This window comes from Klebsiella pneumoniae (assembly GCF_000742135.1).
GTDB classification, from domain to species: Bacteria; Pseudomonadota; Gammaproteobacteria; order Enterobacterales; family Enterobacteriaceae; genus Klebsiella; species Klebsiella pneumoniae.
The window spans coordinates 4,947,795-4,960,896 of record NZ_KN046818.1 but is presented as its reverse complement, the minus strand read 5'-3'; the positions used below and the strand labels follow the sequence as shown (position 1 = coordinate 4,960,896).

Genomic DNA, 13,102 nt, shown 5'->3' with positions numbered 1-13,102 from the left:
ACGATTGCTGTCGGTCATCGGCTGCGCCTTTATCTTCGCGGCCGCCTGGTTCTGCCTGTGGAGCATCAGTCTGCATCTGGTGGAACGCGCGGATTTAGCGGTGCTGCTGTTTCCCTTTGGCCTGCGGCTGGGGTTAATGCTGCAATGCCCCCGCGGCTACTGGCCAGTGCTGCTGGGAACCGAGTGGCTGCTTATCCTCTGGCTGGCGCAGGAGGTGGCGCTGGCGCACCCGATAATTTTGATGACCGGAAGCCTGCTGACTCTGCTGCCGGTGGCGTTGATCTCGCGCTACCGGCAGCAGCGCGACTGGCTGACGCTGTTGCGTCAGGGCGGGGCGTTAATGGCCGCCGCGCTGCTGCAATCGCTGCCGTGGCTGGCGGAGGGGGACGAGGGGCTTAACGCCCTGCTGTTGACGCTGACCGGCGGCCTGACGCTGGCGCCGACCTGCCTGGTTTTCTGGCACTATCTTACCAGCACCGTCTGGCGGCCGCTGGGGCCGGCGCTGGTGGCGCAGCCGGTTAACTGGCGCGGGCGGCATCTGATCTGGTATCTGCTGTTATTCACCATTAGCCTGTGGCTGCAGCTTGGCCTGCCCGCCGAGCTCTCCCGCTTTACCCCGTTTTGTCTGGCGCTGCCGATTATCGCCCTCGCCTGGCACTACGGCTGGCAGGGCGCGCTGATCGCCACCTTGATGAACGCTATCGCCTTGATTGCCAGCCAGACCTGGCACGATCACCCGGTCGATTTATTGCTTTCCCTGCTGGCACAGAGCCTCACCGGGCTGCTGTTGGGGGCGGGGATCCAGCGGCTACGCGAGCTGAACCAGTCATTACAAAGCGAGCTGGCGCGTAATCGTCGGCTGGCGGAACGCCTGCTGGAGACCGAAGAGAGCGTGCGGCGAGACGTCGCCCGCGAGCTCCATGATGATATCGGCCAGACCATCACCGCGATCCGCACCCAGGCCGGGATCGTACAGCGGCTGGCGCCGGACAACGCCAGCGTGCGCCAGAGCGGTCAGCTGATAGAACAGCTGTCGCTGGGAGTTTACGACTCGGTGCGTAGACTGCTAGGCCGTCTGCGTCCGCGTCAGCTCGACGACCTGCCGCTGGAGCAGGCGGTACGTTCGTTGATGCGCGAGATGGAGCTGGAGGACCGCGGCATTGTCAGCCATCTCGACTGGCGGATTAACGAGGCGGGACTGAGCGAGAACCAGCGCGTGACGCTGTTTCGCGTTTGCCAGGAGGGGCTGAATAATATCGTCAAGCACGCCAGCGCCAGCGCTGTCACTCTGCAGGGCTGGCAGCAGGATGAGCGACTAATGCTGGTGCTGGAAGATGACGGTTGCGGCCTGCCGCCGGGGTCGAATCTGCAGGGGTTCGGCCTGACCGGCATGCGCGAGCGCGTGACCGCCCTGGGCGGCACACTGACGATCTCCTGCACCCACGGTACCCGGGTGTGCGTCAATCTACCGCTGCGTTACGCCTGAGAGGATCGCCGATGTTCGCCTTTTTAAAAGCCCCGCCGGACGCTGCGCCGATTAGCGATAAACGCGAGCTTGATGCGCGTTATCGCTACTGGCGTCGCCATATCCTGTTGACCATCTGGCTGGGCTACGCGCTGTTCTATTTCACCCGCAAAAGCTTTAACGCCGCGGTCCCGGAAATTCTCGCCAGCAACGTCCTGACCCGCAGCGATATCGGCCTGCTGGCCACGCTGTTCTATATCACCTACGGACTGTCGAAATTTTTCTCCGGTATCGTCAGCGACCGCTCCGACGCCCGCTATTTTATGGGGCTGGGGCTTATCGCCACCGGGGTGGTGAATATTCTGTTCGGTTTTTCTTCCTCACTATGGGCTTTCGCGCTGCTGTGGGCGCTGAATGCCTTCTTCCAGGGCTGGGGCTCGCCGGTGTGCGCCCGACTGCTGACGGCCTGGTATTCGCGGACCGAGCGCGGCGGCTGGTGGGCGCTATGGAATACGGCGCATAACGTCGGCGGCGCGCTGATCCCGATGGTGGTGGGAGCGGCGGCGCTGCACTACGGCTGGCGTGCCGGGATGACCATCGCCGGCTGTCTGGCGATCCTCGCCGGACTGTATCTGTGCTGGCGGCTGCGCGATCGCCCGCAGGCGGTGGGGTTACCCGCCGTGGGCGACTGGCGTCACGATGCGCTGGAAATCGCCCAGCAGCAGGAAGGCGCTGGGATGTCTCGTAAAGCGATCCTGACCCGCTACGTGCTGGCCAATCCCTACATCTGGCTGCTGTCGTTGTGCTATGTGCTGGTGTACGTGGTGCGGGCGGCGATTAACGACTGGGGCAATCTGTATATGTCGGAGACGCTAGGCGTCGATCTGGTGACCGCTAACTCGGCGGTGACCATGTTTGAGCTGGGCGGTTTTATCGGCGCGCTGGTGGCGGGGTGGGGCTCGGATAAGCTGTTTAACGGCAACCGTGGGCCGATGAACCTGATTTTCGCCGCCGGAATTTTGCTGTCGGTTGGCGGCCTGTGGCTGATGCCGTTCGCCAGCTATGTCATGCAGGCGGCCTGCTTCTTCACTACCGGTTTCTTCGTTTTCGGCCCGCAGATGCTGATCGGCATGGCGGCGGCGGAATGTTCGCATAAAGAAGCCGCCGGGGCGGCAACCGGGTTTGTCGGCCTGTTCGCTTATCTTGGCGCCTCGCTTTCCGGCTGGCCGCTGGCGCAGGTGATGGATATCTGGCACTGGACCGGATTCTTCGTGGTGATTGCGATTGCCGCCGGCATTTCCGCGCTGCTGCTGCTGCCGTTTTTAAACGCGCAGGCGCCGCGTACCGCCAGCGAAGCGTGATGTAGCTCACCCTTTCGCCGCGAACGGGACAAAACTAAGAAATTTTCCCGGTTTTACCTGGACGCCGTCTCAGGCCAGACGGCGCGCTGGTTTTTACAATGCCTGGTTATTACGCAGGCATAAAAAATCAGCTCAGGAGATACCCATGCTGGCCTTTCTGAATCAGGTGCGCAAGCCGACCCTGGATCTGCCGCTCGATGTGCGGCGCAAAATGTGGTTCAAACCTTTCATGCAGTCCTATCTGGTGGTTTTCATCGGCTACCTGACCATGTACTTGATCCGCAAGAACTTTAACATCGCGCAGAACGACATGATCTCCACCTACGGGTTGAGCATGACGCAGCTGGGGATGATTGGCCTGGGCTTCTCCATCACCTACGGCGTGGGCAAGACGCTGGTCTCTTATTATGCCGACGGCAAAAACACCAAGCAGTTCCTGCCGTTTATGCTGATCCTCTCCGCCATCTGTATGCTGGGCTTTAGCGCCAGCATGGGGGCGGGTTCTACCAGCCTGTTCCTGATGATCGCCTTCTATGCGCTGAGCGGTTTCTTCCAGAGCACCGGCGGCTCGTGCAGCTATTCCACCATCACCAAGTGGACGCCCAGACGCAAACGCGGCACTTTCCTCGGCTTCTGGAATATCTCCCACAACCTCGGCGGCGCGGGCGCGGCGGGCGTGGCGCTGTTTGGCGCCAACTATCTGTTCGACGGCCATGTGATCGGCATGTTTATCTTCCCGTCGATTATTGCGCTGATCGTTGGCTTTATCGGCCTGCGCTACGGTAGCGACTCTCCGGAATCCTACGGCCTCGGCACGGCGGAAGAGCTGTTTGGCGAAGCGATCAGCGAAGAGGACAAAGAGACCGAAGAAAATGCGATGACCAAGTGGCAGATCTTTGTTGAGTACGTGCTGAAAAACAAAGTGATCTGGCTGCTGTGCTTCTCCAACATCTTCCTCTACGTGGTGCGTATCGGTATCGATCAGTGGTCCACCGTGTATGCCTTCCAGGAGCTGAAGCTGTCTAAAGAGGTGGCGATTCAGGGCTTTACCCTGTTTGAAGTCGGCGCGCTGGTTGGCACGCTGCTGTGGGGCTGGTTGTCGGATCTGGCCAACGGCCGCCGCGCGCTGGTGGCCTGCATCGCGCTGGCGCTGATTATCGCCACCCTCGGGGTTTACCAACATGCCAGCAACCAGTACGTCTATCTGGCCTCTTTATTTGCGCTGGGCTTCCTGGTGTTTGGTCCGCAGCTGTTGATCGGCGTCGCCGCCGTCGGTTTCGTACCGAAAAAAGCGATCGGCGCCGCCGATGGAATCAAGGGCACCTTCGCCTATCTGATCGGCGATAGCTTCGCCAAACTGGGTCTTGGGATGATCGCCGACGGCACCCCGGTCTTCGGCCTGACCGGCTGGGCCGGCACCTTTGCGGCGCTGGACGCCGCCGCCGTCGGCTGTATCTGCCTGATGGCCATCGTGGCTATCTTTGAAGAGCGTAAAATTCGCCGCGAGAAAAAGAACCGTATTTTGCAGACCGCCTGATTCACCAGGTATTTGGTAACCTTGCCCGGCCTTCGCGCCGGGCTTTTTTATTTCTTGCGCATTATGCCAGGTCCGACAGTCGACAGCAGGCAAATTCCCATTATGATAGTCAGGCTGCGATTGGATGAGAGGATGCATGATCTGGATAGGACTGGCCACCCTGGTAGTGGTGTTTGTTGTGGGATTTCGGGTGCTTACCTCTGATTCACGCCGCGCGATCCGCCGCCTGAGCGAACGCCTCGGCATCACGCCTGTCCCGCTGGAATCGATGATCGATCAGCTGGGAAAAACCGCCGGTAATGAGTATTTGCGTTACCTGGAGCGGCCGAATGAAGCACATCTGCAGAACGCCGCCCAGGTGCTGCTGATCTGGCAGGTCGCGATTGTCGACGCCAGCGAAAAAAACCTGCATTACTGGTATCGCCTGATGCAAAAAGCGCGTTTAGCGGCGCCGATCACCGAGGCGCAGATCCGCCTGGCGCAAGGGTTTCTGCGCGAGCTGGATCCGGATATGAGCGATTTGCATAACCTTCAGCAGCGCTATAACGACCTGTTTCTCCCGGAAGACGGCGTGCACTGGCTGCACTGATCTCATAGTTATTCGGCCTGGGGTTCATCGCTTTTTGTGCCGGATGGCGGCTGCGCCTTATCCGGCCTACGGTTTCCGCACTCGTCACTTGCAGGCCGGATAAGCGTAAGCGCCATCCGGCAGGATAACTACAGTAGGATTTTCAGGCCGTGTTTTTGTACGACGCTAAGCAATTTTAATGACATTCCGCTTGGTCGCTTAGCGCCAGTCTCCCATTTTTGCACGGTAGACACGCTGGTATTCAGATAACGAGCGAACACGGGTTGGCTAACATTGAGTTGTTCACGTAGCGCTTTAATTTCAATGGGTTGAAGTGCGGCTACGCTACCGAGACATGATTCATCAAAATGGCGCATTGTTTCCTGTGGGATTGCGCCAACGCTGAATAGCCCCGACGCAGCGCTATGGATCGCTTCGAAAGCCGGGCTTTTGTATTTATTTTTTGCTGTCATCGCAAATCTCCACCAGTTCTTTACTTTTAACTAAGACCGTCGTTTTCTCTTCAGAGAGATTGGCATAGTGTTTTGCTAACTCACGAAAACCCATTAACTCGCGATGGTTGATATTGGCCATATCCTGTTTGGCATATAGAAAGGTATAAAACCAATACCCTGCGCTTTTGGTAAGTATGATTGCGCGATCGCGATTCTTGTTGAGTCGCTTTTTATAAACCCCTCCTCCTAAATCAACCACCTTGCCCTGAAGCGCAGATTGAATTGCCTGATAGAGCTCGTCGTCGGAAATGCCATGAGAGCTAGCCTCTCTGGCGAACCATTTGGTTTTAAAGATACGCATTGCTGACATCCTGTCGTTAAAAGTATAGCACATGGTGCTATATTAAATTCTCCTGAGATTTGTTAAAGCGATAGCAAGCATCGTTTTTTTAAACATGCGAGCAGCTACGCATCCTCTTATGAAAAGCGAGAATAGTTGCGAAAACGTTAAATGCGTCACAAACAAAATGTTACACTGCGCAGCTTTCCGCCACTTTCTTCGCAGGTCACTCATGAGTCATTCAAATGAAACCAAACCCCATGCACGCGAGCTGGCGCGACCAAACTGGTCGGCGGTCTTCGCGGTTGCTTTCTGCGTTGCCTGCCTGATTACCGTCGAATTTCTACCGGTCAGTCTGTTGACGCCGATGGCGCTGGATTTAGGCATCTCCGAAGGGATGGCCGGGCAGTCGGTGACGACGACGGCATTCGTCGCGATGTTTTCCAGCCTGTTTATCACCACGGTGATAGGTAAAACCGATCGCCGCTACGTGGTTATCCTGTTTTCGCTGCTGCTGACCCTTTCCTGCCTGCTGGTATCTTTCGCTGATAGCTTCACCCTGCTACTACTGGGGCGCGCCTGTCTGGGCCTGGCGCTCGGCGGTTTCTGGGCGATGTCGGCCTCGCTGACCATGCGGCTGGTGCCGATGCGCGTGGTGCCGAAAGCGCTATCGATTATCTTCGGCGCGGTATCAATCGCGCTGGTGATCGCCGCCCCGTTGGGCAGTTTCCTTGGCGGGTTTATCGGCTGGCGCAACGTCTTTAACGGCGCGGCGGTAATGGGCGTGCTGTGTACGCTCTGGGTGCTGAAAGCGCTGCCGTCGCTGCCCGGGGAATCGGCTTCTCAGCAGCAAAATATGTTTGGTCTGCTGAAGCGTCCGGGGGTGATGGCCGGAATGTGCGCCATTTTCATGGCCTTTGCCGGACAGTTTGCCTTCTTTACCTATATTCGCCCGGTTTACATGACCCTCGCCGGGTTTGATGTCGACGGCCTGACGCTGGTGCTGCTGAGCTTTGGTATCGCCAGCTTTATCGGCACCTCGCTCTCCTCGGTGCTGCTCAAGCGTTCGGTAAAAGCGGCGCTGGCGATCGCGCCGCTGGTGCTGACCGCCTGCGCGGTGGCGCTGGTGCTGTGGGGAGAGAGCAAAATCATCGCCTCGACGGTGGCGATTATCTGGGGCTTCGCGTTTGCGCTGATCCCGGTAGGGTGGTCAACATGGATCACCCGTTCCCTCTCCGATCAGGCGGAAAAAGCCGGGTCGATTCAGGTGGCGGTGATCCAGCTGGCCAACACCTGCGGCGCCGCGGTCGGCGGCATTGCGCTTGACCACTTAGGGCTGCTGTCGCCGCTGGTGTTGTCAGGGATATTGATGCTGTTTACCGGCCTGCTGGTGGCGGCCAAAGTGAAGGTGAATTCACCCGCTTAAGGCCGCTCGCCTTTTGCCAGCCGGGCATTGATGTCGGCAATCACTTCCGGCAGGTCCGCCAGGGTATCAACCACATAATGCGCCCCGGCGGCATACAGTTTGCCTGCCGCCCGCTCGCGGCGGGTGGCGATTTCCGCTTTCGACATCGCCTGGTACTCCTCCCAGGTTGCGCCGAATTCGTTACCGGACACCGCCAGCCCGACGCTCCACATCCCGGCATGTAACCCTTCGCTGATGCCCGGCGCGGCGTCGTCGACCTTCACGCAGTGGGCCACATCGTCTATGCCCAGGGTAATCACGTTCTGCAGCGCCATCCACGGGCCCGGACGACCGCCGGCGGCAAGATCATCGGTGGCGACCCAGTGGTCCGGGGCGTAGCCCTGGGCGGCGGCGGCCGGTACCAGCTTTTCCATCACCGGGCGCGGATAACCCGAGCAGGAGCCGATCTTCAGGCCCTCGGCGCGAAACGTGGCGATGGTGTCGACCACGCCGGCTATTGGTGCGGAAAAATCGACAACCTTAGCGATTTGCAGCGGCATAAACGCGGCGTAGATCGCATCGATATCGGCGGCCGTCATCGCGCGGCCGAATTTGGCCTGCCAGCGGCTGTCGACAGAAGGGAGTTTGCCCAGCGCCTCAATGTGCTGCCATTTGCCAAGCCCCATCGGCACGCGGGCCTCTTCAAGGGTTATCTCAATATCGAAGGCCTGGCGGAAGGCCTCGACGAAGATTTGCGTCGGGGCGAAAGAGCCGAAGTCTACGGTGGTGCCTGCCCAGTCAAGGATCAGTGCGCTAATACGGTTCATGGCGGTTCCTTATTGTTTCCAGTACATGGCGTTGTCGATAGCCGCCAGCAGGGCGGTGATATCGGCGTCGTAGACTTCGCCAATGTTGCCGATGCGGAAGCAGTCGCTTTGCGATACTTTGCCCGGATAGATAACGAAGCCCTGATCTTTCAGCTTCTGGTAGAAGGTGTGAAAGCGATACTGCGGCGCATCCGGTGAATAAAAGGCGGTAATGATCGGCGAGTGCAGGCTATCGTCGAGCAGCGGCCGGAAGCCGAGCGCGCGCATCCCTGCCACCAGACGGCGCTGATTGTTGCGGTAGCGCTGATGGCGAGCGCTGACGCCGCCCTCCTGCGCCAGCTCTTTCAGCGCCTGGGCGAAGGCCAGCACGGTATGCGTCGGCGAGGTGAAGCGCCACTTACCGTGGTTGTCCTCCATGCAGCGCCACTGGGCGTACAGATCCAGCGACAGCGAGCGCGAACGGCCTTTGCAGGCGGCCAGCTCCGCTTCACGGGCAATCACGAAGGCAAAGCCCGGCACGCCCTGAATGCATTTATTGGCGGAGCTTATCAGGTAATCAATATTCAGCGCGGCGATATTCAGTGGAATGCCGCCGAAGCTGCTCATCGCATCGACGATATAGCGTTTATCGTACCGTTTCGCCAGTTCGGCCACCTCTTCGATCGGATTCAGCATGCCGGTGGTGGTTTCGCTGTGTACCATCGCGATATGGGTGATCGCCGGGTCGTTCTGCAGGATCTGTTCGATCGCCGCCGCGTCCGGACGGGAGACTTCGCCACAGTCGTAAGGGTGGCAGGCGATGCCCATCAGCTGCGCCATCTCAATCATACGCGCGCCATAGGCGCCATTGCTGACGATCAACACTTTGCCCTGTTCGCCGATGACGCTGCCGAGCACCGCTTCGACCGCGTAGCTGCCGCTACCCTGCAGCAGCACTGCGGTATAACCGTCGGCCGGGGTAGCCAACTGCACCAGCTGCTGGCGAATGGTCTGTACCACGCCGAGATTGTAATCATCATCCCAGGTGCAGCTATCGAACAACATTGCCTCTTTCACCGTACGGGTGGTGGTTAACGGGCCGGGGGTCAGCAGCAGGTAATTTCGTGAAGTCATTTGTCTCACCATTTGGTCTATACCAGATTTATAGTTATCATGGAGACAAAGCCGGGACAGGGTCAAAGGAAATGTGGCGCTGCAACAAAAAATTCATCTGGCTATGTATAATGAGCGCACGAAAAGTGGCAGTGAGTAAACATGAAATCACCCTCTGGCGAGATGCCGCAATACCTGATGATTAAGGCGCAGCTGCAGGCGCGTATTCAAAACGGCGCCCTCAAAAGCGGCGACAAGCTGCCTTCCGAGCGCGAGCTGTGCGCGCTGTTCAACACGACGCGGATTACGGTGCGTGAGAGCCTGGCGCAGCTGGAGGCCAGCGGCGTGATTTACCGCGCCGACCGCCGCGGCTGGTTTGTGACGCCGGAGCGTCTATGGCTGGATCCGACGCAAAATACCAACTTCCACAAGCTGTGTCTCGAACAGGGGCGCGAACCGAAAACGGTGCTGCTTGATGGCCGCCTGGCTGCCGTGCCTCTGGATGTGATGGCGCCGCTGGCGCTGCAGCCCTTCGATCAGGTCTACCTGCTGACCCGGCTGCGCTATGCCGACGGGCGGCCGGTATGCTACTGCGAAAACCACTGTCTGCCCGCGCGGGTGCCTGAGCTGCTGCGCCACGATCTCAACGGCAGTCTGACCGAGATTTATCAAACTCACTACGAACTGATCTATACCAGTATGCATCTGTCGTTTTATCCCACCTCAATGCCGCCGCAGGCCGCCGAGGCGCTGGGGGTGATGGAGGGGCGCCCGGCGCTGCTGTTGCGCAGGCTGAATTACGATCAGCACGGGCGTATTCTCGATTACGATATTGAATACTGGCGGCATGATAGCCTGCGGATCGAAGTCGATACCCATTGATTTTATTAGTTAAATTTTTTGATCTCCCCGGTGGCGCTAGCGCGTGCCGGGGCTACGCATCCCGCTCGTTTTAACTCCTTCGACACACTTCTTTCATCGTTTTGTCATAAACCCCCGGTAGCGTGAAGCTAAATCTGGTCTACACCAGAATAACTGACTATCCGATGAGGCTTACACGATGAAACTCTCCCGACTTGCTCTGCTGTCCCTGTTCGCGCTGACCAGCTCTCCGGTTTGGGCGGACGGCGTCGTCACGGTTTACTCCGCCGACGGCCTGCATGACGGCGATAACAGCTGGTATCAGAGCCAGTTCGCTGCCTTCACCAAAGCGACGGGCATCAAAGTGCAGTATGTGGAAGGCGGCTCCGGCGCGATCGTCGAGCGTCTGGCCAAGGAGCGCACCAATCCGCAGGCTGATGTGCTGGTCACGGTGCCGCCGTTTATCCAGCGCGCCGCGAAAGAGCAATTGCTGGCAACTTTTACTCCGCAGGGAAGCGCGCAGATCCCCGGCGCTAACGACCGTTACGCGCCGCTGGTGAACAACTATCTGACCTTCATCTATAACAGCCAGTTGCTGAAAACCGCGCCGGCCAGCTGGCAGGATCTGCTGGATAGCCGCTACAAGAACAAGTTGCAGTACTCCACGCCGGGTCAGGCGGGCGACGGTACCGCGGTGATGCTGCAGGCGTTCCATAGCCTCGGCGGTAAAGACGCCGGTTTTGCGTATCTGGGTAAGCTGCAGGCCAATAACGTTGGCCCATCGGCCTCGACCGGTAAGCTGACGGCGCTGGTCAATAAAGGCGAGCTGTACGTCGCCAACGGCGATCTGCAGATGAACCTGTCGCAGATGGCGCGTAACCCGAACGTTAAAATTTTCTGGCCGGCGGATGATAAAGGCGAGCGCAGCGCGCTGGCGCTGCCCTACACCATCGGGTTGGTACAGAACGGACCGAACAGCGAAAACGGCAAGAAGCTGATCAATTTCCTGCTGGATAAACCAGCGCAATCCAGCGTCAGCGCGCGCTCCTGGGGCCTGCCGGTACGCAGCGATGTAGCGCCGGATGACGCTAACTTTAAGGCGGCGAAAGCGGCGCTCGACGGCGTGAAGAGCTGGGAGCCGAACTGGGATGATGTCGCGGTATCGCTGTCGGCTGACATTGCCCGCTGGCATAAAGTGACCGATAGCGAGTAAGCCTGATGTTGATGAAAACCACCGTCACTTCTTCCCCGTCGCTGGCGGGGACGTCCGGGATCACCCTGGACTCGCTGCGCGTTTCATACCACGGCAACGTGGTCTTAAAACCGCTGTCATTGACCATTGAACCCGGTGAGGTGCTGGCGCTGATAGGCCCTTCCGGTTCCGGGAAAACCACGGTGCTGCGGGCGATTGCCGGTTTTGTGCAACCGGCTGGCGGTCGGATCCTGATCGGCGATACTGACGTCACCCAGTTGCCGCCGTACAAACGCGGGCTGGCGATGGTGGTGCAGAACTACGCGCTGTTCCCGCATATGAAGGTGGAAGATAACGTTGCTTTCGGCCTGCGGGCGCAGAAGCAGCCCAGGGGGCTTATCGCCGAACGGGTGACCGAAGCCTTAAAAATCGTCGGCATGGCGGATTACGCCACCCGCTACCCGCATCAGCTTTCCGGCGGCCAGCAGCAGCGCGTGGCGATAGCCCGCGCGATTGCCGTGCGTCCTCGGGTGCTGTTGCTTGATGAACCGCTGTCGGCGCTGGATGCGCAAATTCGTCATAACATGGTGGAAGAGATTGCCCGTCTGCATCGCGAACTGCCGGAACTGACCATTCTCTACGTCACCCACGATCAGACCGAAGCGCTGACCCTGGCGGACAAAATCGGCATTATGAAAGACGGGTCGCTAATCGCCCACGGCGAAACGCACGAGCTCTATCACTATCCGCCGAACCGCTTTAGCGCCGAATTCCTCGGCCGCGCCAATATCCTGCAGGCGACGGCGCTGAAAGACAGCCCCGAGCCGGGGCTGGTTAGCGTGAGCTGTGGCGGCGGCCTGATTAACGCCTTCAGCCGGGGCGGCCTGCATGGCAACAACAAGCTGTTATGCATTCGCCCGCAGCACATGAGCCTGGCGCCGCGATCGGCAACCAGTAATCGTCTCAATGCTACCCTGACCTCGGTACACTGGCAGGGCGATCTGACGCATCTGCTGTGCGATGTTGCCGGCGAAGCGGTGCGGATTGTGATGACCCACGTGAACCCGCTGCCGCGCGCGGGGGACAAGCTGGCGCTCTACTTCGAACCTGGCGATGCGGTTCTGATCGAGGTGCAATGATGGCGCAAACCCTCACGCTTGCGCGTCCGGCGCGAAACTTACGGCCTTACCTGTGGCTGGCATTGCCGCTGCTGGTGCTGGCGACGCTGTTTTTCTATCCGCTACTGCTGATCGCCGAACAGGCGCTGCGCGACGCCAGCGGCAACCTGAGCCTCGAGACCTTCTGGCAGGTGATCGACTCTAAGCGCTTTATTGGCGCGCTGCTCAATACCTTACAGATTGCGGTGTTCGCTACCCTTGGCTGCCTGGTGCTCGGCAGCGTCCTGGCGCTGATTCTGGTGTTTATTCCGTTCCCCGGCAGCCAACTGGTGGGCCGGGTCATTGATACTTTTATTGCGCTGCCGACCTTTCTTATCACTCTCGCGTTCACCTTTATTTACGGCTCGGCGGGGCTGCTCAACGGCACCCTGATGGCGCTGTTTGCTTTTGAACTGCCGCCGGTAGACTTCCTCTATTCGATTAACGGCGTGATTCTGGCGGAGATTACCGTCTTTACGCCGCTGGTGATGCGTCCGTTGATGGCGGGACTGCGGCAGATAGATAAGAGCCAGCTGGAAGCGGCGAGTATTCTCGGCGCTCATCCGTTACGGGTGATTACTCAGGTTATCTTCCCGGCGGCGCTCCCGGCGCTGATGGCGGGCGGCAGCCTGTGCCTGCTATTGACCACTAACGAGTTCGGGATCGTGCTGTTTATTGGCGCCAAAGGGGTCAATACCCTGCCGATGATGGTCTACAGCAAGGCGATTCTGGAGTCGGATTACAGCGTGGCCTGCATGATTGCGCTGATCAATATTCTGCTGTCGCTGGGGCTGTTTATGCTCTATCGGCTGGCGGCGGCGCGCACTGGCGTAAGGAGTTAA

The 13,102-nt window shown here is 59.1% G+C and carries 13 protein-coding genes; 9 read left to right on the top strand and 4 right to left on the bottom strand.

Annotated features, from left to right (window positions below):
* The first annotated feature begins 4 nt into the window (after positions 1 to 4).
* The 4 genes from uhpB to DR88_RS02570 all read left to right on the top strand — a co-directional run bounded on the left by uhpB (position 5) and on the right by DR88_RS02570 (position 4,952).
* Positions 5 to 1,486: a signal transduction histidine-protein kinase/phosphatase UhpB gene (gene uhpB, locus DR88_RS02555; protein WP_004151519.1), complete on the top strand. Its 1,482-nt coding sequence runs from the start codon at positions 5 to 7 to the stop codon at positions 1,484 to 1,486.
* An 11-nt stretch (positions 1,487 to 1,497) separates the two neighbouring features.
* Positions 1,498 to 2,826, top strand: coding sequence for an MFS transporter (locus DR88_RS02560; protein ID WP_004145056.1), 1,329 nt, complete (start codon positions 1,498 to 1,500; stop codon positions 2,824 to 2,826).
* A gap of 145 nt (positions 2,827 to 2,971) precedes the next feature.
* Complete coding sequence (gene uhpT / locus DR88_RS02565) at positions 2,972 to 4,363, top strand: hexose-6-phosphate:phosphate antiporter UhpT (protein ID WP_002923280.1); 1,392 nt, start codon at positions 2,972 to 2,974, stop codon at positions 4,361 to 4,363.
* A 136-nt stretch (positions 4,364 to 4,499) separates the two neighbouring features.
* Positions 4,500 to 4,952 (top strand): DUF1198 domain-containing protein, encoded by a 453-nt coding sequence (locus DR88_RS02570; protein WP_004181583.1) that lies wholly within the window; start codon positions 4,500 to 4,502, stop codon positions 4,950 to 4,952.
* 128 nt (positions 4,953 to 5,080) lie between these two features.
* On the opposite strand, the gene DR88_RS02575 is transcribed toward DR88_RS02570, so the two are convergent.
* Both DR88_RS02575 and DR88_RS02580 read right to left on the bottom strand, forming a co-directional pair.
* On the bottom strand, positions 5,081 to 5,404 hold the full coding sequence (locus DR88_RS02575; RefSeq protein ID WP_004173862.1) for a helix-turn-helix domain-containing protein: 324 nt from the start codon (positions 5,402 to 5,404) through the stop codon (positions 5,081 to 5,083).
* Positions 5,388 to 5,747: a type II toxin-antitoxin system RelE/ParE family toxin gene (locus DR88_RS02580; RefSeq protein ID WP_004173863.1), complete on the bottom strand. Its 360-nt coding sequence runs from the start codon at positions 5,745 to 5,747 to the stop codon at positions 5,388 to 5,390. The genes DR88_RS02575 and DR88_RS02580 overlap by 17 nt, the downstream gene beginning before the upstream one ends.
* Before the next feature lie 211 nt (positions 5,748 to 5,958).
* Between DR88_RS02580 and nepI the strand changes: the two genes are divergently transcribed.
* Positions 5,959 to 7,152, top strand: coding sequence for a purine ribonucleoside efflux pump NepI (gene nepI / locus DR88_RS02585; RefSeq protein WP_025861319.1), 1,194 nt, complete (start codon positions 5,959 to 5,961; stop codon positions 7,150 to 7,152).
* Here nepI and phnX read toward each other — a convergent pair.
* Complete coding sequence (gene phnX, locus DR88_RS02590) at positions 7,149 to 7,958, bottom strand: phosphonoacetaldehyde hydrolase (RefSeq protein WP_002923203.1); 810 nt, start codon at positions 7,956 to 7,958, stop codon at positions 7,149 to 7,151. The two genes, nepI and phnX, sit on opposite strands and share 4 nt — an antisense overlap.
* A gap of 9 nt (positions 7,959 to 7,967) precedes the next feature.
* Positions 7,968 to 9,071 (bottom strand): 2-aminoethylphosphonate--pyruvate transaminase, encoded by a 1,104-nt coding sequence (gene phnW / locus DR88_RS02595; protein ID WP_032443999.1) that lies wholly within the window; start codon positions 9,069 to 9,071, stop codon positions 7,968 to 7,970.
* A gap of 141 nt (positions 9,072 to 9,212) precedes the next feature.
* Here phnW and phnR point away from each other — a divergent pair, with 141 nt between their 5' ends.
* The 4 genes from phnR (at position 9,213) to phnU (ending at position 13,102) form a co-directional block, all read left to right on the top strand.
* Complete coding sequence (phnR, locus tag DR88_RS02600; RefSeq protein ID WP_002923196.1) at positions 9,213 to 9,932, top strand: phosphonate utilization transcriptional regulator PhnR; 720 nt, start codon at positions 9,213 to 9,215, stop codon at positions 9,930 to 9,932.
* A 178-nt stretch (positions 9,933 to 10,110) separates the two neighbouring features.
* Entirely contained in the window at positions 10,111 to 11,124 is a 1,014-nt protein-coding gene (gene phnS / locus DR88_RS02605) for a 2-aminoethylphosphonate ABC transporter substrate-binding protein (RefSeq protein ID WP_023317386.1), read from the top strand.
* A gap of 5 nt (positions 11,125 to 11,129) precedes the next feature.
* Positions 11,130 to 12,242, top strand: a complete 1,113-nt coding sequence (gene phnT / locus DR88_RS02610; RefSeq protein ID WP_004150258.1) for a 2-aminoethylphosphonate ABC transport system ATP-binding subunit PhnT — start codon at positions 11,130 to 11,132, stop codon at positions 12,240 to 12,242.
* A complete protein-coding gene (phnU, locus tag DR88_RS02615) occupies positions 12,242 to 13,102 on the top strand; it encodes a 2-aminoethylphosphonate ABC transporter permease subunit (protein WP_004150257.1) in 861 nt (286 codons plus the stop codon). The genes phnT and phnU overlap by 1 nt, the downstream gene beginning before the upstream one ends.

What these genes read in the sequence shown, in the direction of transcription:
- DR88_RS02570 (WP_004181583.1), top strand. Translation starts at nt 4,500, where the DNA reads ATGATCTGGATAGGACTGGCCACCCTGGTAGTGGTGTTTGTTGTGGGA.
- phnW (WP_032443999.1), bottom strand. Translation starts at nt 9,071, where the DNA reads ATGACTTCACGAAATTACCTGCTGCTGACCCCCGGCCCGTTAACCACC.
- phnR (WP_002923196.1), top strand. Translation starts at nt 9,213, where the DNA reads ATGAAATCACCCTCTGGCGAGATGCCGCAATACCTGATGATTAAGGCG.
- DR88_RS02580 (WP_004173863.1), bottom strand. Translation starts at nt 5,747, where the DNA reads ATGCGTATCTTTAAAACCAAATGGTTCGCCAGAGAGGCTAGCTCTCAT.
- phnS (WP_023317386.1), top strand. Translation starts at nt 10,111, where the DNA reads ATGAAACTCTCCCGACTTGCTCTGCTGTCCCTGTTCGCGCTGACCAGC.
- DR88_RS02560 (WP_004145056.1), top strand. Translation starts at nt 1,498, where the DNA reads ATGTTCGCCTTTTTAAAAGCCCCGCCGGACGCTGCGCCGATTAGCGAT.
- uhpT (WP_002923280.1), top strand. Translation starts at nt 2,972, where the DNA reads ATGCTGGCCTTTCTGAATCAGGTGCGCAAGCCGACCCTGGATCTGCCG.
- phnU (WP_004150257.1), top strand. Translation starts at nt 12,242, where the DNA reads ATGGCGCAAACCCTCACGCTTGCGCGTCCGGCGCGAAACTTACGGCCT.
- nepI (WP_025861319.1), top strand. Translation starts at nt 5,959, where the DNA reads ATGAGTCATTCAAATGAAACCAAACCCCATGCACGCGAGCTGGCGCGA.
- phnT (WP_004150258.1), top strand. Translation starts at nt 11,130, where the DNA reads ATGTTGATGAAAACCACCGTCACTTCTTCCCCGTCGCTGGCGGGGACG.
- DR88_RS02575 (WP_004173862.1), bottom strand. Translation starts at nt 5,404, where the DNA reads ATGACAGCAAAAAATAAATACAAAAGCCCGGCTTTCGAAGCGATCCAT.
- phnX (WP_002923203.1), bottom strand. Translation starts at nt 7,958, where the DNA reads ATGAACCGTATTAGCGCACTGATCCTTGACTGGGCAGGCACCACCGTA.